Source organism: Phenylobacterium montanum (genome assembly GCF_018135625.1).
In the GTDB taxonomy this organism is placed as follows: domain Bacteria; phylum Pseudomonadota; class Alphaproteobacteria; order Caulobacterales; family Caulobacteraceae; genus Poindextera; species Poindextera montana.
Genome location: NZ_CP073078.1, coordinates 1,185,554 through 1,211,853 on the forward strand (window position 1 = coordinate 1,185,554; position 26,300 = coordinate 1,211,853).

Genomic DNA, 26,300 nt, shown 5'->3' on the forward strand with positions numbered 1-26,300 from the left:
CCTATCATGCGCCTTTGGACCGATCAGCGAGCAGTCGCTCATAGGCCTCCGAAAGCGCCTCGGCGACATGGTTCCAGTCCAGCGTGGCCGCCGATTTCACAGCCCCTTCGGTCAACTGGCGTCGAAGCGCCTCGTCCGCCAGAAAGCGGTCGATCGCGCTGGCCAGCCCTTCCACGTCGCTGGGTTCGACCAGCAGTCCGTTGAGGCCATGCTGGACAATCTCTGGAAGGCCGCCGATGCGCGAGGCGATCAGCGGCCGGCCGTTGGCCAAGGCCGCGGCGGCGACGCCGCTCTGTGAGGCTTCAAGATAAGGCAGAATGACCAGCTCAGCGCGCTGGAACTGCTCGACCACCTCGTAGCAAGACAGGAAGTGGCTGACGACCTCGATATAGGACGCCTGTTCGGCGCGGGCGCGCAGCCGGTCCATCTCCTCCCCCCGCCCCGCCAGCACCAGCTTAAAGGCGCGCCCTTGCGCAGCGAGACGTTCGGCGGCGGCGATCAGCACCTCCAGCCCCTTGTAGGCTTCCATTCGACCGAAGAAGAGGATGCGCCCAGGTTCGCTGGCTCTCAGCTGACCGCTCTCAGGCGCATGCATCAGGCCATGCTCGGTGCGGACCATCGGCCTGTCGGGCCAGAGCGAGCGCAACCGGGCCAGTGTGAAGTCGCTCTGCACGTGGAAGAGCGCCGCGTCGGCCCGGATCATTTCGCGAAACGGCTTGCCCTCCGCCTCCAGGAATCGCGCATCGCTGCCGATATGAGGTTCGGCGTCGTGCACTGTCGCGACGACCGGCGCGCGGGCGCGAAAATACCTCGCCAGCCTTGCCGTGATAGCGTCAGCCTGCTCCTGCAGGTGGACGATGTCTGGTCGGAACAGCGTTCCCGCCATCAAGAGAATCGGCGTCCACAACAGCCTCCAAGGCCGCCGATCGGCCCGAAATTCGATGACTTTCAAATTGGCGGTCGCCGAGCGGAACCAATTGGGATCGACCTGGGCCCGTCTTTGACGGCCATCGAGGATCAAGAGCACATCAGCCCTCGCCGAAAGCGCCTCGGCCAGGCGGGTCGATATCTCCGCAAATTGGGGCGCAAAGAAAACTATGCGCCGCTTCCTCGCCATGCCGAGTTGTCCCACGTCACGCCAATCGCTTGCGCGATCACCAAACCGGCGTCGCGCACGAGCACCCCGCCCCTCTTGTGCCTAAGCCTGCGGTCCAAGCCAAGCCCAGTATCGACCTAGCGCTCCGCTTCCGCTGCGCCAGCGAAGCGGTCATGGCCAGGAGGCCCCGTTCACAATCGCTCGGCGCGCGAATTGCCCTGTTCTTATACAGTGTTTGGTAGCGGTGAATCATGACCTCGTTGCTTTCCTGCGCGGAATGATTTGAATTTCCTTCTTTCCTGACAATTGGGCGTTGAACATCGGCGTAAAATGGGGCGAATTGCCGGGGCGATCGGATGGGACGGAGGACCGCGCGCGCTATGGCTTTGGGCCGGTCGATGAAAGACCCCGCCGACCATCCTCTCCCGAAATTGCGGCCGGACTATCTGGCCCAACAAGAGGCCTATGGCGACGTGCGCCACCCCGACCGGCTTGTAGCGCACTACATGCTGGAACGCCGGCTGGCCGACCGCTTGCTGACCGCCAGCGCCAGCGAAAGGCGACAGCTTTACGGCCTGCTCTATGAGGAGCTGTTTTCCACCCTCGACGATCACCCTCAGCACACGGCCGAGCGGGAGGCGTGTTCGTTGCGCGTGACGCGGCAGCTGCGGCTGCTGCGGCCCTATGTCGATCAACAAGCCCGGTTTGTCGAGATCGGCTGCGGCGACGCAGCCCTGTCCATGGCGATGGCGCAGACCGTGCGCGAGGCTGTGGGCGTGGACGTGACCGATGCGCTGCTGCCGGGCGAGCGGTCAGCCAATTTCACCTTCGTCAAGACCGATGGAATTGCTTTGCCGATCGCTTCGCAAAGCGTGGACCTCGTCTATTCAAACCAGCTGATGGAGCACTTGCACCCCGACGACGCGTTGGAGCAGCTCCGCGAGATCCGCCGGATCATTCGCCCGGGGGGACGGTATGTTTGCATCACGCCGAGTCGGGTGACCGGGCCGCACGACGTTTCGCGCTACTTCGACTATGAAGCCACCGGCTTTCATGTTTCGGAGTACGACTACCGCTCGCTGCGGTCCGCCTTCCAGGTGGCCGGATTCAAGCGGTTCGAGGTGGTGTTCACGGCCCGTGGCCGCCGGATCGTTGCGCCCTACGCGATCGCACGAGCGGCCGACCTGGCGGCCTACGCCCTGCCGAGGAGCTGGCGGGCGCGTTTTGGCCGGACGCGTTGGGCCGACGTGCTGTTCGCCATGGTCGTGATCGGGCGTTGCTGAGATCCGCCGCGCTTCGGCGGCGGTCCCTGGCTTGGCCCAGTCAAACTACGTAGTGACCGCTCAGCGAGAGGCTGGAAGCATGCACGCCGAGGAGCGTGATGTGCTTGCCGTTGGAGAAGTCGACGGTGGAATAGGTTCCGTGGTCGGTGAAGGTGGGGTGCAGGCCGCCATTCAGGAACGCGCTGATGTCGATCCGGTCGGCGGCGGTGAAGTCGGTGATGGTGGTGCCGCTCGAAGCGGTATTGACCACGAAGGTGTCGGCCCCACCGCCGCCGGTCAGGGTGTCGGCGCCGAGATTGGCCACGATGGTGTTGTTCATCGCATTGCCGACCAGCTTGATGGACTGCAGCCCCTCCCCGATCAGCGTCTGCACATTGGCCGGCAGGGAGAAGTTCGAATAGGCCTCGACCGTCTCGTTGGGCGTACCGGCGGCGACCTGGATGACGTCGTTTGCATGCGAGACGATGAAGATATCGTTCCCGCCGGCCCCGCCGATCAGGGTGTCGCCGCCGTGAATGCTGGTCAGGATGTTGCCGCCGGCGGCGGAGCCGGTCGCCGTCAGGCCGGAGGCGGTCAGGCGCAGATCGTGCACGTTGGCGGGCATGGCGTAGCTGACGCTGGAATAGACGATGTCGCCCACCGCGCCGGCCCTGGCGACCACCTGGTCGCCGCTGTTGTTGACGAAGAAGCTGGTGTGGTCGCCCTGCCCCACCAGGGTGTTGGCCCCGCCGGTGCTGGTCAGGCTACCCCAGGAGGCGGCCGAGGTTCCCGTCAGGCCGGAACCGTTAAGCACCAGGTTCCCGACGTGGGACGGCAGAGTGTAGTTGCAAGCCGCCACGATGGTCTCGTTGTGCACATTCGACGCGACGATGACCTGATCGGCGCTGTTGTAGACATAGTAGGTGTCGTTGCCGGTCCCGCCGATGATGCGCTGCGGGGCGACATTGAGCGTGACCGTGGCGGGAGTGCTGCTGAGGCTGTCCTGGGCCAGGTAGGTGAAGCTGTCGGTTCCGACGAAGCCCAAGGTGGGCGTGTAGGTGAATGAGCCGTCGGCGTTGAGGGTCAAGGTCCCGTGCTTCGGGCCACCGTTGGGGGCCAGGACCGCACTCAGGCTGATGCCGTTGTTGTCGACGTCGTTGGCCAGAACGCCCTGGGCGGCGGCGACGGTGGCGACCTTGTCGCCGGCGATGGCGTAGGTGTCGGGGGTCGCGGTGGGCGGCGGATCCACCACGTTGACCGTGACGGTGGTGGGCGCGCTGGCGCCGAGGCTGTCCTTGGCGATGTAGGTGAAGTGGTCGGTCCCGGCGAAGCCGAGGGTCGGCGTGTAGGTGAACGAACCGTTGGCGTTGAGGGTCAGGGTCCCATGGCTCGGGCCGCCATTGGTGGCCAGGACCGCGGTCATGGCCAGGCCGTTGGGGTCGGTGTCATGGGTCAGGACCCCGTTCGACGCGGCGACCGAGAGGGTCTTGCCGGCGTGCACCGAATAGCCGCTGGCCTGGGTGACGATGGTCCCAGCGGCGACGTTCAGGGTGACGGTGGTCGGGGCGCTGGAGCCGAGGCTGTCGCTGGCGACATAGGTGAAGCTGTCGGTCCCGGCAAAGCCCGCATTGGGCGTGTAGGTGAACGAGCCGTTGGCGTCGAGGGTCAACGTCCCGTGGCTCGGGCCGCCGTTAGGGGCGAGGACCGCCGTCAGGCTGAGACCATTGTTGTCGACATCGTTGGCCAGAACGCCCTGGCCGGCGGCGATGACCGTCTGCTTGCCGCCGACGACGGCGTAGGTGTCGGCGTTGCCCGTGGGCGGGGGGTCGACCACGTTGACGGTGACCGTGGTGGGCCCGCTGGAGCCGAGGCTGTCGCTGGCGATATAGGTGAAGCTGTCGGTCCCGGCGAAGCCGAGGGTCGGCGTGTAGGTGAAGGAGCCGTCGGCGTTGAGGGTCAGGGTCCCGTGAGCCGGGGCGCCATTGGCAGCCAGGCTCGCGGTCATGGCCAGGCCGTTGGGGTCGGTGTCGCCGGCCAGCACGCCATTGGCGGCGGTGACCGAGAGGCCCTGGCCGGCGTGGGCCGAATAGGCGCCGGCCTGGGTGGCGATGGTCCCGGCGGCGACATTCAAGGTCACCGTGGTCGGCGCGCTGGAGCCGAGGCTGTCGCTGGCGACATAGGTGAAGCTGTCGGCACCGGCATAGCCAGCGGTCGGGGTGTATGTGAACGAGCCGTCGGCGTTGAGGGTCAAGGTCCCGTGGGCGGGGCCGCCATTGGTGGCCAGGCTCGCGGTCATGGCCAGGCCGTTGGAGTCGCTGTCGCCGGCCAGCACGCCATTCGCGGCGGTGACCGAGAGGCTCTGGCCGGCATGGGCCGAATAGACGCCGGCCTGGGTGGCGATGGTCCCTGCGCCGACATTCAAGGTCACCGTGGTCGGCGCGCTGGAGCCGAGGCCGTCGCTGGCGATGTAGGTGAAGCTGTCGGTCCCGGCATAACCGGCGTTGGCTGTGTAGGTGAAGGAGCCGTCGGCGTTCAGCGTCAGCGTCCCGTGGCTCGGGCCGCCATTGGTGGCCAGGCTGGCGGTCATGGCCAGGCCGTTGGGGTCGCTGTCACCGGCCAGCACGCCATTGGCGGCGGTGACCGAAAGGCTCTGGTTCGCTTGAGCCGAATAGCTGGCCGCCTGGGTGGCGATGGTCCCGGCGGTGACGTTGAGGGTGACGGTGGTCGGTGCGCTGGAGCCGAGGCTGTCGCTGGCGATGTAGGTGAAGCTGTCGGTCCCGGCGTAGCCGGCGGTCGGGGTGTAGGTGAAGGAGCCGTCGGCGTTCAGGGTCAGGGCCCCGTGCTGCGGCCCGCCATTAGTGGCCAGGGTTGCGGTCATGGCCAGGCCGTTGGGGTCGGTGTCCCCCGCCAGCACGCCGCTGGCCGCATTGACCGTCAGGGCATGGCCGGCATTGGCGCCGTAGCTGGCGGCCTGGGTGGCGACGGTCCCGGCGGCGACGTTGAGGGTGACGGTGGTCGGTGCGCTGGAGCCGAGGCTATCGCTGGCGATGTAGGTGAAGCTGTCGGTCCCGGCGTAGCCGAGGGTCGGGGTGTAGGTGAAGGAGCCGTCGGCGTTGAGGGTCAAGGTTCCGTGGCTCGGTCCGCCGTTGGTGGTCAGGCTGGCGGTCATGGCCAGGCCGTTGGGGTCGGTGTCGGCGGAGAGCACGCCGCTGGCGGCGGCGACCGAGAGGGTGTGGCCGGCCTGGTCGTTGTAGCTGGCCGCATGGGTCACCGGCGGGCTGGCCGAGCCGGCGGCGACGTTGAGGGTGACGGTGATGGGGGTTCCGGCCGAGAGCCCGTCCTTGGCCAGGTAGGTGAAGCTGTCGGTCCCGACATAGCCGGCGTTGGCGGTGTAGGTGAAGGAGCCGTTGGCGTTGAGGGTCAAGGTCCCGTGGGCGGGCCCGCCGTTGGCGGCCAGGCTGGCTGTGAGGGTCAGGCCGTTATAGTCGGTGGTTGCGGCCAGAACGCCGCTGGCGGCTGAGACGGAGAGGGCCTGTCCGGCGACGGCGGCGTAGGCGGGGGCCGCGGTGGGGGTGGAGGCGATGGCGATGGACTTGTCGGCGAACTGCAGGGTCTGGATGTTGCTGATCAGGTCGGGCCCCTCGGCGGTGGCCAGGGCGGTGACCAGCACCTTGCCGTTGGCCTCGCGCACGATGTCGTACTGGGTGGAGGCGGCGCGATAGACGACGGTGTTGGTCCCCGCGCCGCCGTCGATGACGTCGCTGGTGTTGGCCAGGAAGGTGGAGGCGGGCAGGTTGGATCCGGCCAGGGTGGCGTTGCCGTTGACGCCGAGGCTGGCGACGGAGGAGCCGCTGGAGATGCCGGCGCCTGAAGAATAGGTCAGCTGGCTGATGGGGATGCTGTGTCCCTCGTAGCTGGCGGACTTGAGGAACAACAGGTCGTAGTTGGAGCTGCTGGTCCAGGATGTGCCGCCGGCGAGGAGTTCGACGGAGGTGATGGGGCCAAGGCCGGCGGTGCTGACGGTGACGGTCTGCCAGGAGTAGCCGGAGGCGTTCATGTTCTGGGTGATGGCCAGGGGGGCCTGGACCACGTGGCCGTTGACCAGCACCTCGAGGGTGGGTGCGGAGTGGGAGCCGAGCCAGTCGCCGGCGAGCTGGAAGGAGAGGACGCCCTTGAGGGCGGCGGCGGCGGGGTGGGCGTAGATGGTGTCGTTGCCGGAGCCGGCGCGGATGGTGTTCTGTCCGGGACCGCCGATGAAGAAGTCGCCCTGGTTGCCGCCGATCAGGGTGGCGTTGGCGACGAGGCCGCCTGAGAGGAAGTTGACCAGGTTCAGGGAGCCCTGGACGGTGGGGTTGGCGGCCACGGCCATGGCCATGTAGGGCCCTGAGGTCAGGGTCGAGGTGGTGTTGGCGGCGTTGACCACCGAGGGGATCCAGCCCATGGCGCTGTAGGCGGCGAAGGATTGGAAGTCCTGGGCCAGGTTGCCGGTGCTGGTGTAGTCGCTGCCCAGCACAGGAACGCCCGACGCGTTATAGGCCGGCCCGACCACGTTCTCGACATAGTTCTGGTTGGAGGCAGGCAAGGCGTAGGGCGTGACCGTGCCCCCTGAACTGGTCGAGCCGTAGTAGAGGGTCTCGTTGAAGATCGCATCCAGGCTCTGCAGCGCCGCCGGATCCTGCAAGGCGACGGTCTGTGGGTTGTTGGCCACGATGTAGAAGGGCGTGGCCAGGTGCAGGCCGTTCACATAGGCGCGGATGTCGGTGATCAGCGTGCCGAGCTCTTGGGTCGCGTTGGCGTTGGTGGGATTGCCGAAGCTGTTGCCGGCGGCCCACTCGCTGTCGCCTGAGGCGACATCGAGGAAGATGCCGTTATAGCCCTGCGAGACCAGCTGGTTGATCCGCGCAAATATCGCCTGCTCCCAGGCCGGGTTCCAGTACTGCACCGAATAGACGCCAGGCCAGTTGGGGTTCGCGTTGCCGAACCAGCTGGGCAGGGACGTGCCGGAGAACAGGCTGGGCTCCTCCCACTTGGAGGCCTCGGTCAGGTCCGTGTAGCCCAGAATGATCTTGGAGCCGTTGGGATTGGCGACGCTCATGTTCAGCGCCGGATCGCTCGCCGTGCCCCCGAGAATGATCAGGTTCTCCTGCGAAGAACCGATCTCCTGGGCGATGTTCGGCGTCGTCGCTCCGCTGCCAATGAGATACAGAAACGACTGCACCTGAGAGATCGTGATCGGCATCGGCGCGGCTCCGTTGATCCTCGGTCACAGGTACGCGGCTCAGAGACACAGGTTAGGGCAAGGACGTCTGCAAACGCGCCCAGAAGAGTGTGACAAGACCACGTCCCGTTGGGACAAGTTCAAATTTCTAGACAGGCTTACGACAATACCGAACGGCACTCGCAATCATCATCCGATAGAATTGGATCTTCTGCTGGACGATCCAAATCAACGAACAGGCACGCCAAACCAATAGCGTCTGGCGACACGAACAAACTCACTCCGGTCCGTGAAGCTCGGGATAACACGTTTAGTAAAGCGGCCATTAATACTGGGGCTAAGCGCCGCAGCATTTGGCGGCCTGGGCATGATTGCGCTCTGGGGCAAGCCGCCCTTCCGCCGGTCAGCGTTGCGCAGGGCGCGCCGTGCTGGCGGCGCCGGGTCCTGTCGTCGGATGTGCGCGCAATGGCGTGTTGCCCCGGTCCACCTCAGCTTGCTAGGCATCGAAGATGCAAATTTTGATCAGCAGATCTGCCGCCGTGGCCATGCTTCGGCGCCTCGCGTCCTCGGACGTGACCGTCATCGCCTTTGGCCAGCTGCTGCAGCAGGCATTGATGGTGATCACGGGCATCGCCGTCGCCAGAATGCTGGGGTCCGCCGACTACGGGCTGATCAACATCGTTCGCAACATCTTCACCGCCCTCGCGATCCTGGCCCCGATCGGCCTCGACCTGGCCTTGCTGAAATACATGGGCCGAGCCAGCGACGACACCGCAGGGGCGGAGCGACTGGTGGCCCGCCTTCGCCTGGTGGTCCTCGCCATCAATCTGCCCGTAGCCCTGATCGGCGGCCTTGGCCTTGGCCGCCTGCTGATGGCTCACATCTACGTCTATCCAAAATTCGACCTGATGCTGCTGGTCACGCTCTTGGCCCTGCCGGTGAGCGCCGACCTGTCGATTCTGGGCGCCTATTATCGCGCCAGGGGTAGGCCGGGCGCCTATGCCCTCATGAGTTCCTATGTGCAGCCGATCGCCCGCCTGGTCCTGGTCGCCGCCGCCTTCTGGCTTTCGCCCACGGCGCTGGCCATCATCACGATCAATACCCTGCAGATCCTGATCAGCGCCGCCTTTGTCTGGACCCACTTCACGCTCTGGCGCCGGGCCGATCGAAACGCGCCGACGACGCCGTTGCAATCGGCGCCGCTGCGGAGCGACTGGGCCGCCGTTCGCATGGTGCTCGCCGACTCCAGCTGGATGGCGCTCAACCTCTTCGTCTACGGCATGATGAGATTTGTGGACGTCCTGGTTTTGGGCGCCTTTGCGCCAGCCAAGGAGGTCGGCGCCTATGCTGCGCTCAGCACCATCGCCCAATTGGTGCAGGTCTGGCCCTTTTCCGCCAGCCAGACGCTGGGCCCGAACATCTCCCGCCACTATCACGCCGGCGACGTCGCCAGCATAAGACGGGAGCTCAACGAGTACATTCAGTTCGCGGCCATCGTCGCCGGCTACGTGTTCGCTGGGGTCGCCGCGTTCGGCACACAGCTGAATTTCGTCTTCGGCAAGAGCTTCGTGTTCGGGCCGGTGATCGCCCTGCTCCTGCCCCTTGGCTGGCTGCTCAGCGCCACCCTGGCGCCGGTCGGGTTCTGTCTTTCTATGACCGGCCGCCACCGCGCCGAGCTTGCGATTCTCACCGCCGGCGGCGGCATATTGCTGCTGACCTGCTACCTCTTCACGCCACTCTGGGGATCGGTCGGGGCAGCCTCTTCCGTCTGCCTCACCTTCGCATTGATCAACATCACCCGCTTCTACTACGTCTCCAGGACACTGGGCTTCACCCCAGGCCGCCTGTTGGACATCTTTCCGCCGATTGCGGCGGCGGCTTTCGCCTACGGCGCCAAGGCGTTGGTGGGACTCATGCTGGAGCCCAGCCTGCTCTCGCTGCTACTCGGCTGCGGCCTCTACTCCATGGCGTTCGCCGCGCTCGCCTACCTGCTGGTCATGCGCGGCGACGGGCGAGAAGCCTTTCGGCGGCTGATGTTTCGCGCCAGCTGAGCGTCGCCCGAGCCTTAGCCGCCTCGTGCTGCAAGAGGCGAGCCTTGCGGCGCGGGCCTATTCCTCGAAATAGGCGCCGTAGCTCCGGTAGTACTGAGAGCCGCCATACTGGGACTTGCGCTCGAGACGCCGATCGACCTGGGTCAGGACCACGCCGGCGAGCGCGGCGCCTACCGCCGACAACTCGCGCACGGCCGAACGTACGGCGCTCTTGGGCGTCGCGCGCCAGCGGGCGAGCAGAAGAGTGGCGTCGACACGCTGCGCCAGGGTTCGCGCATCGGCCAGCAGCAGGACCGGGGCGGCGTCGAGAATGATCAGGTCATAATACTCGCGCGCGGCGGCCAGCAGCTTGTCGAGGGCGGGCGAACTCAGGACGTCCCTTTGCGGACTCGTGCTGGAGCTGAGCGGCAGGAACATCGCGCTGGACATGGAGTCCTTCACCAGCGCCCGCTCCAAGGTGACTGCGCCGTCAAGGACCTCGACCAAGCCAATGTCCGCCTCCACGCCGAAGGCCGCCCCAAGCGCGCGCCGGCGCAGGTCCGTGTCGATCACCAGCACCTTCGCATGGCCAAGCGCTGCGACCCGGGCGAGACATACCGCCGTGGTGGTCTTGCCTTCGTGCGGCACGGCCGAGGTGATCGCCACGACCTTGACCGGCCGACCATTCAGACGCATCGCCTGCAAGGTGGTGCGCAGGGTGCGGAAGCTCTCCGCAAAGACCGAGAGCGGGCGCTCGACCACGTAAACGGAAGGAACTCGTCCCTTCTTGCCGCCCCGCGAAACAGTCGATTGCAGTAGCGGGATCGAGGCCAGGGCCGGAACCGCGAGTTCGCTTTCGATCTCGTCGATATCGTTGAAGGTGCGCTCCAGAAGGCCGGCGCCGAACATTGTGCCGACGCCGCCGACCAGTCCCGCGGCCAGGGCGATGGCCATGGCCTTCAAGGCGTTGGGGGCCGAAGGCTTGCTCGGCGGCGTCGCCGGGGTGATCACGTGGGCGTTGGTCGGCGGGGCGCCGGTGGTGACATTATTCTGTTTGAAGCGCGCGAGATACTGCTGATAGGTCTCTCGCGCGGCCTCCTGATTGCGGAGGAGCTCGTTGAGCTTGACCGAGGCGGCGTCGCTGCCGACCAAGGAGCGATTGGCCCCGTTTAAGCTCGCCTGCAGTGACGCGGTCCGTTCGCGAGCCACCTGCACCTGGGCCGAGAGATTGGAAAGGATGCGGCGGATCTCGGCTTGGATCTGCCCGTCGATGTCGATCAGCTGCTGTTGCGTGGTCACGACATCCGGGTGCCTGGACCCGTAACGGGTGCGCAATTCCGTAAGGCGCTGGCTCAGGGACGCGCGTTGGCCACGCAACTGCTGGACCACCGGCGACGAGAGGGCTTCGCCCACGTCATCGCCGTTGCTGCCATGGGCAAGCTGATCCGCGGCGGTCTTGTAGCGCGCTTCGACCTCGGCTTGAGCCGCCCGGGCGCTGACCAGCTGCTGGCCGATCGCCAGGATGTTCTGCTCGTCCATCGTCGTCGAGCCGGCCTGTTCGAGCCCGTGGCTCGCGCGATAGGCCGCGACCGCGGCGTCGGCCTGCATCACCTGGCGCTCGAGATCGGCCAGGTTTCCGCTCATATAGGCGCCGGCCTCCTGCGACTGCTCGACGCTCGACAGCGATTTTTGCCGCTGATAGGCGGCTACGAAGGCGTTGGCCGTCTTGGCCGCCCAGGCCGGGTCGGTAGCTGTGTACTGGATGTCGATGACATAGCCGCCGCCCTCGCGTTCGACCTTCAATCCCTTCTGCAATTTCTGGATCGGGTCGAGCGGGCTTGCCGCGGGCTGCCCGTTCGAGGGATGCACCGCGTTCTTGATCGCCTTCAACCACGCGGGTGTGGACGATCCTTTTGCCTTGGCGTCAGTGGGCGGCGGGCCGAGGTCCAGCAACACCTGGCGGGCCACCGCACCGGATTGGATCATACCGATCTCAGTGTCGATCTTGGCGGCGTCGGCCAGGCCGGTGCCCGTATTGTCCGCCCCGCTCGCAACATCCGTCAGGTTTCGCGAGTTGATGTCCACCTGGACTTGCGCCATCGCCGTATATTGCTTTGGCGCGGACATGATGGCGCCCATAACCACAGCAAAGAGGACAGCAAAGACGGCCGATATTAGGATTGGACGGCGCATGAACAGCTCGCCAATGCGCACGAAATCGACGGCGTGACCGTCAAACTCGTTGGACCAGCCGGACTCGTCCTTGAGATTTGAACCAGGCGCGCGCGGGGTAAACAGCTTCGGGTTGACCGTCATTGATGTTTCTTTTCGACACAGAGAGCCTGGACAGGGGCGAACCAGCAATTCTCGCGCCGCGGTCGATCCTCGTCAAAACCGGGTATTCGCATAACTCAAACTCCCCGACCCGGCCCCATGCTACGCGACTTCAGCGAAGCCGCCAATGATACGGCGCCCCACAAGGGTCACAACGCCTGATGGCGACGGATACACCAGCGCTAGGGCCCGATCGCTCGCAGGCGGATCGAACGACAACAGACGCCGCACCGATCAAATGGCGCGGCGTCTGTCGTTATCGATCGGGCGATAGACTTTCGCCGCCCCCAATGGCCTGCAGATTACCAACCACCGGTTTACAAGAGGTAGCCGACGCCCCCGGCGCGTGGTGCGCGCCGGGGGCTGTTCTCAGACGATGAAGTGGTCGCTGAGGGAGAGGCTGGAGGCGTGCACGCCGAGCAGGGTGATGTGCTCGCCGTTGGAGAAGTCGACGGTGGAATAGGTTCCGTGGTCGGTGAAGGTGGGGTGCAGGCCGCTGTTCAGGAAGGCGCTGATGTCGATGCGGTCGGCGGCGGTGAAGTCGGTGATGGTGGTGGCGTGCGCGGCGATGTTGGCCACGAAGGTGTCCGCCCCGCCGCCGCCGGTCAGGGTGTCGGCCCCGGAGCCCGCGGTGATGACGTTGTTCATCGTGTTGCCGACCAGGGTCACGGCGTTTGCCGTCTTGCCGACCAGGTTCTGGACATTGTCCGACAGGGTGTAGCTGCACCAGGCGTTGACGGTCTCGTTCGGCGTTCCGGCGGCGACCTGGATTATGTCGTTCGAGTGCGAAACGCTGAAGACGTCGTTGCCGCCCGCGCCGCCGACCAGGGTGTCGCCGCCGTTGACGCTGGTCAGATAGTTGCCGCCGGCGGCGTTGCCGATGGCCGTGGTCCCCGGCGTGATCAGGCGCAGGCTGTGGACGCCGGTCGGCAGGGCGTAGCTGACCGAGGAGATGATCACGTCATGCTGCTGGCTGGTGGTGTTGATCACCACATCGCCGGTGTTGTTGACATAGAAGGTGTCGACTCCGGTCCCGGCCACCAGGGTGTTGGGTCCGCCGAGGCTCGTCAGGGTGTCGTTCATGGCGTTGCCGGCGCCCGTCAGGCCCGACCCGTTCACGGTCAGGTTCTGGATATTGGCCGGCAGCACGTAGTCGCAGGTGGCGATCACGCTCTCGTTCGGCGTACCCGCCGCGACGGTGATCTGATCGGCGCTGTTGTAGACGTGATAGGTGTCGCCCCCGGTCCCGCCGGTGATGTTCTGGGCCGCCACGTTCAGGGTGACCGTGGTCGGGGTGCTGCTCAGGCTGTCCTGGGCCAGGTAGGTGAAGCTGTCGGTCCCGACGAAGCCGAGGGTGGGCGTGTAGGTGAACGAACCGTTGGCGTTGAGGGTCAGGGTCCCGTGGCTCGGGCCGCCATTCTGGGCGAGGACCGCCGTCAGGCTGAGCCCATTGTTGTCGACATCGTTGGCCAGGACGCCCTGGGCGGCGGCGACGGTGGCGGCCTTGTCACCGGCGATGGCGTAGGTGTCTGGGTTGGCTGTGGGCGGCGGGTCGACCACGTTGAGGGTGACCGTGGTGGGTGCGCTGGAGCCGAGGCTGTCGCTGGCGATATAGGTGAAATGGTCCGACCCGGCGAAGCCGAGGGTCGGGGTGTAGGTGAAGGAGCCGTCGGCGTTGAGGGTCAGAGTCCCGTGGGCGGGGCCGCCATTGGTGGCCAGGCTGGCGGTCATGGCCAGGCCGTTGGGGTCCGTGTCATGGGTTAGGATCCCGCTGGATGGGGCGACCGTGAGGGTCCTGCCGGCGTGGGCCGAATAGGCGCCGGCCTGGGTGGCGATGGTCCCTGCGGCGACATTCAGGGTCACGGTGGTCGGGGCGCTGGAGCCAAGGCTGTCACTGGCGATGTAGGTGAAGCTGTCCGTCCCGGCGAAGCCCGCATTGGGGGTATAGGTGAACGAGCCGTCGGCGTTCAGCACCAGCGCGCCGTGCTGCGGCCCGCCGTTCTGGGCAAGGGCTGCCGTCAGGGTCAGGCCATTGGGATCGCTGGCGCCGGCCAGGACGCCCTGAGCCGCCGCCTCGGTCAGGACGTGGCCCGCATTGGCGCCGTAGCTGGCCGCCTGGGTGGTCGGCGCCTGGGCGGCGACGTTGAGGGTGACGGTGGTCGGTGCGCTGGAGCCGAGGCCGTCGCTGGCGATGTAGGTGAAGCTGTCGGTCCCGGCGTAGCCGGCGGTCGGAGTGTAGGTGAAGGAGCCGTCGGCGTTCAGGGTCAGGGCCCCGTGCTGCGGCCCGCCATTAGTGGCCAGGGTCGCGGTCATGGCCAGGCCGTTGGGGTCGGTGTCCCCCGCCAGCACGCCGCTGGCGGCATTGACCGTCAGGGCATGGCCGGCATTGGCGCCGTAGCTGGCGGCCTGGGTGGCGATGGTCCCGGCGGCGACGTTGAGGGTGACGGTGGTCGGTGCGCTGGAGCCGAGGCTGTCGCTGGCGATGTAGGTGAAGCTGTCGGTCCCGGCGTAGCCGGCGGTCGGGGTGTAGGTGAAGGAGCCGTCGGCGTTCAGGGTCAGGGCCCCGTGCTGCGGCCCGCCGTTCTGGGCCAGGGTCGCGGTCATGGCCAGGCCGTTGGGGTCGGTGTCCCCCGCCAGCACGCCGCTGGCGGCATTGACCGTCAGGGCATGGCCGGCGTTCGCGCCGTAGCTGGCGGCCTGGGTGGCGACGGTCCCGGCGGCGACGTTGAGGGTGACCGTGGTCGGGGTGCTGGAGCCCTGACTGTCGCTGGCGACGTAGGTGAAGCTGTCGGTCCCGGCGAAGCCGAGGGTCGGGGTGTAGGTGAAGGAGCCGTCGGCGTTGAGGGTCAAGGTTCCGTGGCTCGGCCCGCCGTTGGTGGCCAGGCTGGCGGTCATGGCCAGGCCGTTGGGGTCGGTGTCGGTGGAGAGCACGCCGCTGGCGGCGGCGACCGAGAGGGTGTGGCCGGCCTGGTCGTTGTAGCTGGCCGCATGGGTCACCGGCGGGCTGGCCGAGCCGGCGGCGACGTTGAGGGTGACGGTGATGGGGGTTCCGGCCGAGAGCCCGTCCTTGGCCAGGTAGGTGAAGCTGTCGGTCCCGACATAGCCGGCGTTGGCGGTGTAGGTGAAGGAGCCGTTGGCGTTGAGGGTCAAGGTCCCATGGGCGGGCCCGCCGTTGGCGGCCAGGCTGGCTGTGAGGGTCAGGCCGTTATAGTCGGTGGTTGCGGCCAGAACGCCGCTGGCGGCTGAGACGGAGAGGGCCTGTCCGGCGACGGCGGCGTAGGCGGGGGCCGCGGTGGGGGTGGAGGCGATGGCGATGGACTTGTCGGCGAACTGCAGGGTCTGGATGTTGCTGATCAGGTCGGGCCCCTCGGCGGTGGCCAGGGCGGTGACCAGCACCTTGCCGTTGGCCTCGCGCACGATGTCGTACTGGGTGGAGGCGGCGCGATAGACGACGGTGTTGGTCCCCGCGCCGCCGTCGATGACGTCGCTGGTGTTGGCCAGGAAGGTGGAGGCGGGCAGGTTTGACCCGGCCAGGGTGGCGTTGCCGTTGACGCCGAGGCTGGCGACGGAGGAGCCGCTGGAGATGCCGGCGCCTGAAGAATAGGTCAGCTGGCTGATGGGGATGCTGTGTCCCTCATAGCTGGCGGACTTGAGGAACAACAGGTCGTAGTTGGAGCTGCTGGTCCAGGATGTGCCGCCGGCGAGGAGTTCGACGGAGGTGATGGGGCCAAGGCCGGCGGTGCTGACGGTGACGGTCTGCCAGGAGTAGCCGGAGGCGTTCATGTTCTGGGTGATGGCCAGGGGGGCCTGGACCACGTGGCCGTTGACCAGCACCTCGAGGGTGGGTGCGGAGTGGGAGCCGAGCCAGTCGCCGGCGAGCTGGAAGGAGAGGACGCCCTTGAGGCCGGCGGCGGCAGGGTGGGCGTAGATGGTGTCATTGCCGGAGCCGGCGCGGATGGTGTTCTGTCCGGGACCGCCGATGAAGAAGTCGCCCTGGTTGCCGCCGATCAGGGTGGCGTTGGCGACGAGGCCGCCTGAGAGGAAGTTGACCAGGTTCAGGGAGCCCTGGACGGTGGGGTTGGCGGCCACGGCCATAGCCATGTAGGGCCCCGAGGTCAGGGTCGAGGTGGTGTTGGCGGCGTTGACCACCGAGGGGATCCAGCCCATGGCGCTATAGGCGGCGAAGGACTGGAAGTCCTGGGCCAGGTTGCTGGTGGTCGGATAGTCGCTGCCCAGCACGGGAACGCCGGAGGCGTTATAGGCCGGCCCGACCACGTTCTCGACATAGTCCTGGCTGGAAGAGGGCAAGGCGTAGGGCGTGACCGTGCCTCCAGCGCCCGTGGAGCCGTAATAGAGGGTCTCGTTGAAGATCGCATCCAGGCTCTTCAGCGCCGCCGGGTCCTGCAGGGCCACGGTCTGCGGATCGTTGGCCACGATATAGAACGGCGTGGCCAGGTGCAGGCTGTTCACATAGCCGCGGATGTCGGTGATCAGCGTGGCGAGTTGCTGCGTGGCGTTCGTATTGGTGGGATTGCCGAAGCTGTTGCCGGCCGCCCACTCGCTGTCGCCTGAGGCGACGTCGAGGAAGATGCCGTTATAGCCCTGCGAGACCAGCTGGTTGATCCGTGCGAACAGGACCTGTTCCCAGGCCGGGTTCCAGTACTGCACCGAATAGCATCCCGGCCAGTTGGGGTTCGCGTTGCCGAACCAGCTGGGCAGGGACGTACCGGAGAACAGGCTGGGCTCCTCCCACTTGGAGGCCTCGGTCAGGTCCGTGTAGCCGAGGATGAGCTTGTTACCGTTGGGATTGGCGACGCTCATGTTCAGCGCCGGATCGCTCGCCGTGCCCCCGAGAATGATCAGGTTCTCCTGCGAAGCGGCGATCTCTTGGGCGATGTTCGGCGTCGTCGTTCCACTGCCGATGAGATACAGAAACGACTGCACTTGCGACAAACTAATAGTCATAACCGCAACATCTCCAGAGAGTATAGCTTGTACCGACGCTCGCATGGGTGGCGGTTGCGCGGGATCGGCTCGCTATAGATCAGCGGAGACGCGGTATTGGGGCGACTAGCAATATTGTCGCATCGATTTTTGTTATTTAAAAATACCTAAATTTGAAACCATTTATTAATCATAATCGCCAATATTGTGATTTTATTTATGCAATACTAATAACGTTGTTCTTAGAAAAATTGCCGCATGTGTCGCATGGCACACGCCAACTCACCGGGCTCGCTGCGCGCAATGGGAAGACGCCCAGCCGGGAACGGAGAAAGCTTTTTGAGATAAGGGTTAGGCTGCTATCCGGCGCCGCGGGACACGTCCTTCGCACGCGGCGCGGCGGACCCGGAGCGTCGCTGCGCTGACGCGAGACGCACGCCGCCGAACACGAACGGAAGCTGGCCATCGGCACTGCGGGCGCCGTCGTGGGGCGCATTGTCGCAACGCCCTCACCTACCTCCGGTATCCGCAGCGCCGGCGCCCGATCGCGGCTTCAGGGGCGCCCGACCCCTGGCGGGGGGCGACCGTCTCGGCCCTTCAGGCGGAAGTCAGGCCTTCACAGCAAGCGGGTTCGCACACCCGAGCGCATAGGGGTCGGCGAAGGCGATATAGCGGGTCTTGCCTGGCTGCTGCGCGGCGGTGGTGAAAAAGTCGGTCGACAGCAGGAAGCTGGTCATGACGGCGCGGCTCCAGTGCTCGATCCCCTTGCGCCGCCCCATCGCCGCGAACAGCGGCGGCGCGGCCATCACGGTCAGCGCCGAGCGCAGCCCCCCGGCGGACCCGCCAGCGGCGTTGAGGAACGCCTGGGCAAAGAGGTCAAGCTCCTGGTCAGCCACGGCCAGGCCGGGCAGGCTCCTGCGCAGATAGGCGGCGATCGCCCGGCGAGGGGCCGGAGGCGCCAGGAACAGGACGCCGAGCGGCGCCAGAGCCGTGACGGCCAGACCGGCGGCGCCGGCGAGCAGGAATTTTCGACGCGCCCGCTCAACCATTCGAGCGCTCCAGTCGATCGCCGACGCGCAGCGCCTGGGCGCTCAAGGTCAGGGTTGGATTGGCGGGACCCGATACAGGAAACGTGCTCGCTCCCACCACGATCAGATTGCGGATCTGGTGATGGACGCAGTCCGGATCGACCACGCTGTCGCGGGGATCCGAGCCCATGACGGTCGTTCCCATGATGTGCGCCTCCGAGGGCTCGACCGACTTGGCCACGACGATCTCCTCGACATCGAGCGGCTGCATTACCCGGGCCAGATCCTGCTCGGCCCTGGCGATGGCCCGCGCCGTATAGTCGCTATGGCCGCGATAGTGGGCGACCGGCCGGCTCGGATTGGCTGGATCGACGGTCACCTGGTTCGCCTCGTCGGGCACGTCTTCATAGACAAGCCTGACCGGTAGCGCCTTGCGCCATTTGCCGAACTCCTGCCGCAGGAGCCCGACGTTCCAGGTTTCGATGAGACAGCCGGCCATCGTTTTGCGACGCTCGTCGTCATAGAGCATATAGCCGTGCCCCGTCACCGAGGTAGAGCCCTGGAAGCCGTCGGTGTGGGCCAGGCGAACCTCCGCGAGGAGCCCGACCTGCTCATGGAGCCGGCGACCGAGCTGCGGATGACTCAAGCCGGACCGCAACAGAAGCAGCGGATTAAACATGGCGTTGGCCGCGACGACGACGAGATCGGCTTGAACATGCTGTTCCGCTTCGGCCTGGCGATAAACGACGCCCTTCGCACTTCCGGCGGCGATGTCGATCCCCACCACCTCGGCCTCCACTACGATCTCGACCCGGGGGTCTTCGAACGGCTCCATCAGGCTGTTCTGGATGGTGAACTTGGAGTCGACAGGGCACAGATGACACACGCCGTTCCCGCAGCAGACCGGTCGCCCACTCGCGCCCGTGCGCGAACGCCCGCAGGGGGTGTGGAAGAACTGGTCTGGATAGGCGGCCTTTAGCCGTTGTTCGGGGTCATTGAATCTGTGGGGCGGCTCGGGGTAGGCCCCGGACCTCGGAAACGGCCAGGGCGCGTCCGGCCCTGACAGGGACATCGCCCGTTCAACCTGGTCGTAGTAGGGCTCGAGCTGCGTATAGGAGATCGGCCAGTCCCGGCCGACGCCAAAGTGCGTTCGCGTGGCGAAATCCACTGGCTTGAAGCGGGGCGCATTCGACCACCAGCAGTTCGAGCCACCGCCGAAACTCAGGTTGAACCACCACTCCTTGGATGGATCGCCCGAGCGCGTATAGAAGTTGCGCGCGTCGAACGGCGAGGAGCGCCGCGCCTGGATCTGTCGTGCATGCGGCCAACGCGGGCCGCGCTCAAGGACAAGCACGCGCGCGCGATCGCCCGCCCGGCCCAGAAACCCCTTCAGAAAGAAGGCGGCGGCGAATCCGCTGCCGATGACGATCACATCATAACGCGGCTGGGAAGGTCGCTTTACGAACGCCATGGAGCGCCTTGCATCTCAAAAGCCAAATATCGCCGTCATCGTCGCTGCCACTAGGGGAGCTTGATGAAATACTGCATCGTCAAGGGGGCGAGCGCAGGGATCTTCACAAGCGTGCAAACGGCGAACAGCCCGACCACCAGCACCACAAGCATCATCAGCCCCCGCTCTTGAAACAGGCGCTCCGGCCTTTGGGCGGTGGAATCCGCCGACAACGCCATCGCCAGGTATTGGCCAAACAGCAAAGCGATCGCTGGAAGCATCAGGATATATTCTATCCTGTATTTGACAAAAAATATCGCCAAGGTCATGGCGCTCGTCAAAGCATAAACAAAGCATGACACAAGGAGGCTCTGCTCACTGTAACCCGCGAAACTGGCGCGATAGAGGGCGAGCCGGTCGGCGCCGTACTCGCCAGCGACTTCGCGATATTCCGACAGGCGTTTGGCCGCCATCAGAAAGGCGCCGCCGATCCAATAGCCGATCAAGAGGCTGCCTGGCGGCAAGGTCGTCTTGTCCACCATCGCCCAGCCGATCATCAGCCGCAGCGGATTGTTGACCGCCTCGACCAGCACATCGACATAGGCGACGTCCTTCAGTCGCAGCGGCCTGACGTTGTAGACGATCCCCTGGGCGGCGAAGGCTGCGCAGACCATGAACAGCGTGGTGTTGGCGGAGAGAGCGAGCGCCAGGCCGCCCACGCAAAGCGCGACCCAGAGCAGCATCACCCATGTCCGGCTCATTTCCAGGCGCACCGCCGCGCGCTCGCGCTTGGTGGGGTGATGGGCGTCAAATCGGCGATCGAGCCACTCGTTGATGACGTAGTTGGCCGAGGCGATCAGGACAGCCGCGCCGAAACCGGCCGCAACGGCCCAGGGCGAACTCGTCGCCGCATCGCCCCTCAAAAGCAGAGCGATGGCGATCCCAGGCAGGATGAAGACATGCTTGGTCGCGTGGTCCAGGCGCATCAAAGCGAAATAGTCGCCAGGGCTAGCTCGGCGCCGTGCGGCCTGCGCCTCCGATGCAATCGTCATGGGCCTGTTGCCCCCCAGCCAGCGCCGCGCAGCTTCTTTCACGGACGGGCCAGTGTCTATGGCGAAGGCCACAGCTCAAGCCTATTCTTGCGAAGGTTGAAGATCGCCGCCGCAAACCCTTCGCAAATCGAAGGACACCGCCGCCCGCTGGACCGGGTGTCGCCCATCCGCACAGATTGACGGCTCTAGCCGCCATGGCTGGACAGGCTGAGGCAGGCCTGGTCCGGCGCTGGCGGCGAGACGACATCGCCGGAACCGGCGCGGGTCAAGCAGGGCGATCCGTTGTCGCGCCAATCGAGGCGCCAAACGGCGCGAGCCGGAAAGGCCGCGATAGTGGCCGGATTGAGCCTTGCATCCTTGTTCACCCAGACGATCTTCGCCGCGCCCGGGTCCGCCTGATTGAAGACGACCAGCTGATGGCTCGGCCAGCGGGGTCCGCTGTCGACGATCACCAGATGCCTTCCCGGGCGAGCGGCCAGATAGTCTTGCACCTCGGCGCGGGCCGAATGGGTCCGCAGCCAGCAGCACGCCTCCGAAAACGGATCATATAGACCCGGAGAAAAGTCCGGAACGCCGGAAACCGTCGCCTCGGCCGGCAGCAGCAGGCCCACCCCCAGGCAAAGGGGCAAGAGGCGGCTGAGGGCGACGCCGATCGGCCGTCCCGCGAATTCGATCGCCCGCAGGCGCTCGAGCCCGAGCGTTATGGCGATCACCACCAAGGCGAAGCCTGGCGCCGCATAGTGCGTCCAGTCCCAGGTCTCGATCACGAGCGCTGCGCCGAGCAACGCTCCGGCCGCCGCCAGAACGGGCCAGCGCCGCAGCCGCCAGCAGCCGATGGCGAATGGCGCCAGCATCGCCCAACCGACATAGAAGTTCCAAAGGCCGATCAATCGCTCTTTTTCCGCATTCAGCCCGCCCTTGAGGGTTGCGAAGCGGGCGAAGGCTTCGCGCTCGTAGTCGATGAAGTGCGCCACGCCGAAATAGGCGCTTGGAGGCCGGATGGCGGCGGACTGCATCCAGAAGGCGGGCACGTCGGCGACCGTTCGGCGGTACAGGCTGTAGGGCGCAAGCTTCCAATCGCCCGTGACGGCCCAGTCGTGCGCAGCGGTCAGAGCGAAGCCGGCGAAGACCCAGGCCAGGGCGACGATGCCCGCGGCCAGATAGCCGGACCGCTCGCCCCGCTCCGCCTTGAGGGCGCGCACGCCCAGGCCCGCCGCGAAAGCCGCGGCGAAGGCCAAGCCCTCATAAGGTCGCGTGGTCATCAAGATGAACACGCCGGCGCCTAGGAGACAGGCGGCGCCGAAGCTCGATCTGCGGTCCAGCTTCAGATAGCCCGTGACCAGCAATACGCCGCCCAGGGCCGTGAAGGCTCCGCCCCAGTAGGAGTTGGCCCAATAGCTGAACAGACCCCAGCGGCCAGCCACCAGTAGCGCGCCGACCAGCGCATAGCCTGGCCGGACCACCTGCCGAAGCATTCCATAGACGGCGAGACACAACGCCAGCATCGACAGCCAGACGCCGATCCAGGGCCCACCCCCGATGAGCTGGCCAACCGTCAGGGGAAAGCTGCGCAGGACGGGATAGATCGAAGCGTAGGCGGGACGGATGAGGACATAGATCGCCGAAAAGTCGTCCGGCAGGGGTCCGGGATTGGCCAAGCGCCCGTGAGCGAGCGTATCCGACTGCAACAGCAGGCTCGCTTCGTCCGGTATGATCGGCCTGGGGGCTCCGACCGTGAGCGCGATCACGACATGCCCTGCCAGCAACAGGGCGCCCAGCAGCAGCCCGCTGGCCCAGGGCCGAAGCGCTATGGCCTCGATAGCCGCCTCGAAGCGGGCGAAGGCTCGTCCGCCAAGGCGTGGGAACGCAATCGCCAATAGCACCGCCGCAACCAGCAGCGGAAGCTGGGCCGTCTCGAAGACGCCAATTTCCTGGAACAGCCTTCCGGCAAGCCCTGCAATCGGCTGCATCCGTCCCCTCCCCCGACGGCCGCCGGCCTTGCCGATTGGCCTCGCCCCGCCAGAACGGCCCCGATGCCCATTCAAGCGTCACATTGCCTCATAAGCCAAGGCTCGATATCTGCTGACGGGTATCGACCGCGCCGGTTGCATCGACGAAGCGCCGTCGATGACCGGTCTACGCCATGCGATTGAGCGCCGCCGCGGCCCGGCGCGTGGTGCGATGCGGAGCGAAAACGGGCTTGTATCTCGGCCCTCGCTGGGCCCGCGATTTCCGCTGCCTGGGCGGATCGTCGAGGGCAGATCCGGCCGATTCGAATCGCTGACTTTATGAAAGAATTCTGAAGGCGCCCGAACAAAATATTGCGACATTACGCCTCACACATTTTGTGGAACCGCTTGAGGCCTGAGCTGCTTTTGAGTGTCACTGCGGGGGGGCGTGTCACAGCGCACGATGTTCCGCGGCCACTGCGAGCGGAGCGGCATCGATGACGATAACCCTTTCTCAGGTTCAATCGCTTCTCTACCTGAGTACGGCCAGCGCCTCGACGACCAATATCGCCAGCGAGATCGCCAACGCATCCCAACAACTGATAATTCTTGCCGGTACGGCGAACGATCCGACGCTGAACATGAGCGTCGCCAATCCCAACGGCTCCAAGATCATCCTGGACTACACGGACCTGACCGAGGCCTCCAAGTGGGAGGAGCCCAGCCTGTTCTCCGGCACGTCCCTGCCCAGCTGGTTCGGCAAGGCGAACCCAAACTGGCCTGGCGTCTATTCGGTGCAGTACTGGAACCCGGCCTGGGAGCAGGTCCTGTTCGGACGGATCAACCAGCTGGTCGCCCAAGGCTATAATGGCATCTTTCTCGATGCCGCGGCCGGCGATACGGAGTGGGCGGCCGGCAACAGCCTTGGCAATCCCACCAACGCCAACGCGACCCAAGAGCTGGGCACGCTGATCACCGACCTCCGCGCCTATGTGAACAGCCTGCACCTGGCCACGCCCTTCTATATCGTGGCCAACAACCCGCAGGGTGTGGCCCTGCAGGACCCGGCGGCGCTGAAGAGCCTGGACGGCATTTTCAGCGAGACCCTGTACTACGGCTCGACCGGCACCGGGAGCGGCGCAACCCCGGTCGCCCTCCCCGCCTCCAACCAGAACTATATCGAGAACGTGGTCGGGCCGGCCTATAACGCATCGGGACTGCCAGTTTTCGGCAACGACTATCCGACCACCAGCAACCTGGCCCAGGACTTCCAATCCTTCGCCGCCTACAGCGCCATGGGCTGGATCCCCTCGGTGGTCAACGCCGCCAACACCGTCCAGACCCTGACCTCAGGGCCCTACATGGCCATGGCCGTGGCCGCCAACCCCACCGTCCAGGGCTCCCTGAACCTGGTCAACTTCCTCTCAGGCGGCCTCGTCGCCAACGCCACCCTGATCGGCGGCAACCAGGGCGACTTCTTCATCGGCGGTCCCGGACAGAACACCATCCGCGCCGGCTCCGGCAACGACACCATCTACGCCCACCCTGCCGCCGCCGGCCTCAAGGGCGTCCTCTCCTTCCAGCTCGCCGGCGACTGGCTCGGCTCCCACTCCGCACCCACCCTCGAGGTGCTGGTCAACGGCCACGTGGTCCAGGCCCCCCTGGCCATCACCCAGAACATGAACGCCTCCGGCTACTCCTGGCAGACCGTCACCGTCAGCACCGCCGGCCTTGGCCCCATCACCTCCGTCGAACTCCTTGCCGGCGGCACATCCTGGACCAGCAGCTCCAACTACGACCTGCTGTTCCTCAAGTCCGCCAGCTATGAGGGACACAGCATCCCCATCAGCCAGCTGACCTATTCTTCAGGCGCCGGCATCTCCAGCGGCTCCTCCGTCGCCAGCCTCGGCGTCAACGGCAACGCCACCCTGGCCGGATCCAACCTGCCCGCCTCCACCTTCCTGGCCAACACCAGCGACGTCATCGACGGCGGCGCGGGGACCAACACCGTCGTCTATCGCGCCGCCTCCACCCAGTACGACATCGTGCGCGAGGCCAACGGCAAGGTGCTGGTCACCGCCCTGGCCACCGCCGAGGGGCCCGACCTGATCAGCAACATCCAGACCCTGCAGTTCGCCGACAAGTCCATCGCCATCGCCTCCACCCCCACCGCGGCCCCCGCCTACGCCGCCGTCGCCGGACAGGCCCTCTCCGTCTCAGCCGCCAGCGGCGTTCTGGCCGCAACCACCGACTATAACGGCCTGACCCTCACAGCCAGCCTGGCCGCCAACGGCGGGCCCGCCCATGGGACCTTGACCCTCAACGCCAACGGCTCCTTCACCTACACCGCCAACGCCGGCTATGTCGGGACCGACAGCTTCACCTACCTGGCCAAGGACGGGCTCTCGGCCGGAACCCCCATCACCGTCACCCTCAACGTCGCCGCCGGCTCGGCCAGCCCGCCGGTGACCCATGCGGCCAGCTACAACGACCAGGCCGGCCACACCCTCTCGGTCGCCGCCGCCAGCGGCGTGCTCTCCACCGACACCGACCCCAACGGCCTGGCCATGACCGCCAGCCTGGCCACCAACGGCGGGCCGAGCCACGGAACCTTGACCCTCAACGCCGACGGCTCCTTCACCTACACCCCAACCCTCGGCTTCGCCGGGACCGACAGCTTCACCTACGTCGCCAAGGACAGCCACGGCTCCAGCGCCCCGACCACGGTCACATTGAACGTGATCGACCCGCCGCCCACCACCCACTCGGACACCTATGCCATCGCCGGCGACAAGGCGAACGCCGTCGCCGCCGCACAGGGCGTGTTGGCCAACGACATCGACAATGACGGCCTGACCATGACCGCAACCCTGGCCACCAATGGCGGTCCGAGCCACGGGACCCTGACCCTCAACGCCGACGGCTCGTTCACCTACACGCCCACCCTCGGCTTCGTCGGGACCGACAGCTTCACCTATCTGGCCCAGGACAGCCTGGGCGTCAGCACACCGACCACGGTCACCCTGAATGTGGCGGCCCAGCACATCACCGGCGGGACCGGGGGCGACACCTATCACGTCTACAACAGCGCCGATCAGATCACCGTCGCGGCGGGCACGCTGAACGAGAGCGTGATCGCCACCTGCGACTACGTGCTGCCGGCCAATATCCAGAACCTGACCGTGAACGGGTCGGGCCTGACCGGCGCCGGCAACGCCATGAACGACACCCTGACCAGCCTCGGCGGACCCAACACCCTGGTCGCCGGGACCGGGGTCGACACCTTCTATGTCAACAACACCGGCGATGTGGTGATCAACACCACCAGCCAGCAGCATGACGTGATCATCTCCTCGGTCAGCTACGCCCTGCCGACCGGCGTCCACAGCCTGCGCCTGATCACGCCGGGGACCACGGCGATCGGCAACGCCGCCGGCGGCAACTATCTGACCAGCGTCAACGGCGGCGACACCCTGGTCGGCGGCGCGGGCGGCAACGACGTCTTCACCGTCTCGCACTCGAACGACATAATCCAGGTCGCGGCCGGCACGCCGAACGAGACCGTCGACGCTTGGTGCAGCTATACCCTGTCGGCCAATGTCCAGAACCTGGTCGGCAAGACGGCAAACGCCGTGACCCTGGTCGGCAACACGATGAACAACGTCATCACCGCGGGCTCCGGGGCCGACACCCTGACCGGCGGCGGCGGGGCGGACACCTTCGTGGCCAACATCGCCGCGCACGCCACCACCATCACCGACTTCACCGCCGCCGACCGCATCGACATCAGCGCCTTCCTGAACAGCGGCCTGCACCCCACCTTCACCGACCACGGAACCTATTCCACCGTCGACTTCTCCAACGGCGAGCACATCACCCTGCTCGGCGTGCACGCCTCCAGCCTCTCCCTCAGCGACCATTTCATCGTCTGAGAACA

The 26,300-nt window shown here is 66.1% G+C and carries 11 protein-coding genes; 3 read left to right on the forward strand and 8 right to left on the reverse strand.

Annotated features, from left to right (window positions below; translation table 11 throughout):
* Positions 1 to 4: 4 nt before the first annotated feature.
* Positions 5 to 1,117 (reverse strand): glycosyltransferase family 4 protein, encoded by a 1,113-nt coding sequence (locus KCG34_RS05365; protein ID WP_211939361.1) that lies wholly within the window; start codon positions 1,115 to 1,117, stop codon positions 5 to 7.
* Between the two features lie 377 nt (positions 1,118 to 1,494).
* On the opposite strand from KCG34_RS05365, the gene KCG34_RS05370 reads away from it, so the two are divergent.
* Positions 1,495 to 2,379: a class I SAM-dependent methyltransferase gene (locus tag KCG34_RS05370; RefSeq protein WP_211939362.1), complete on the forward strand. Its 885-nt coding sequence runs from the start codon at positions 1,495 to 1,497 to the stop codon at positions 2,377 to 2,379.
* A 40-nt stretch (positions 2,380 to 2,419) separates the two neighbouring features.
* On the opposite strand, the gene KCG34_RS05375 is transcribed toward KCG34_RS05370, so the two are convergent.
* The gene (locus KCG34_RS05375) at positions 2,420 to 7,597 is read right to left on the reverse strand and encodes a beta strand repeat-containing protein (RefSeq protein ID WP_211939363.1); all 5,178 of its coding nucleotides are present in this window, start codon (positions 7,595 to 7,597) and stop codon (positions 2,420 to 2,422) included.
* 497 nt (positions 7,598 to 8,094) lie between these two features.
* On the opposite strand from KCG34_RS05375, the gene KCG34_RS05380 reads away from it, so the two are divergent.
* A complete protein-coding gene (locus KCG34_RS05380; protein ID WP_211939364.1) occupies positions 8,095 to 9,627 on the forward strand; it encodes a lipopolysaccharide biosynthesis protein in 1,533 nt (510 codons plus the stop codon).
* A gap of 57 nt (positions 9,628 to 9,684) precedes the next feature.
* Here the strand turns inward: KCG34_RS05380 and KCG34_RS05385 are convergent, their stop codons facing one another.
* The 6 genes from KCG34_RS05385 to KCG34_RS05410 form a co-directional block, all read right to left on the reverse strand.
* Complete coding sequence (locus tag KCG34_RS05385) at positions 9,685 to 11,922, reverse strand: GumC family protein (RefSeq protein ID WP_211939365.1); 2,238 nt, start codon at positions 11,920 to 11,922, stop codon at positions 9,685 to 9,687.
* Positions 11,923 to 12,309: 387 nt separating this feature from the next.
* On the reverse strand, positions 12,310 to 16,884 hold the full coding sequence (locus KCG34_RS05390; RefSeq protein ID WP_211939366.1) for a beta strand repeat-containing protein: 4,575 nt from the start codon (positions 16,882 to 16,884) through the stop codon (positions 12,310 to 12,312).
* 608 nt (positions 16,885 to 17,492) lie between these two features.
* Positions 17,493 to 17,933: a hypothetical protein gene (locus KCG34_RS05395; RefSeq protein WP_211939367.1), complete on the reverse strand. Its 441-nt coding sequence runs from the start codon at positions 17,931 to 17,933 to the stop codon at positions 17,493 to 17,495.
* Entirely contained in the window at positions 17,926 to 19,383 is a 1,458-nt protein-coding gene (locus tag KCG34_RS05400; protein ID WP_211939368.1) for a GMC oxidoreductase, read from the reverse strand. The genes KCG34_RS05395 and KCG34_RS05400 overlap by 8 nt, the downstream gene beginning before the upstream one ends.
* Before the next feature lie 50 nt (positions 19,384 to 19,433).
* A complete protein-coding gene (locus KCG34_RS05405) occupies positions 19,434 to 20,414 on the reverse strand; it encodes a UbiA family prenyltransferase (protein ID WP_211939369.1) in 981 nt (326 codons plus the stop codon).
* A gap of 185 nt (positions 20,415 to 20,599) precedes the next feature.
* Complete coding sequence (locus tag KCG34_RS05410) at positions 20,600 to 22,384, reverse strand: hypothetical protein (RefSeq protein WP_211939370.1); 1,785 nt, start codon at positions 22,382 to 22,384, stop codon at positions 20,600 to 20,602.
* A 476-nt stretch (positions 22,385 to 22,860) separates the two neighbouring features.
* Here KCG34_RS05410 and KCG34_RS26045 point away from each other — a divergent pair, with 476 nt between their 5' ends.
* A complete protein-coding gene (locus KCG34_RS26045) occupies positions 22,861 to 26,295 on the forward strand; it encodes a cadherin-like domain-containing protein (protein WP_211939371.1) in 3,435 nt (1,144 codons plus the stop codon).
* The last annotated feature ends 5 nt before the right edge of the window (positions 26,296 to 26,300 follow it).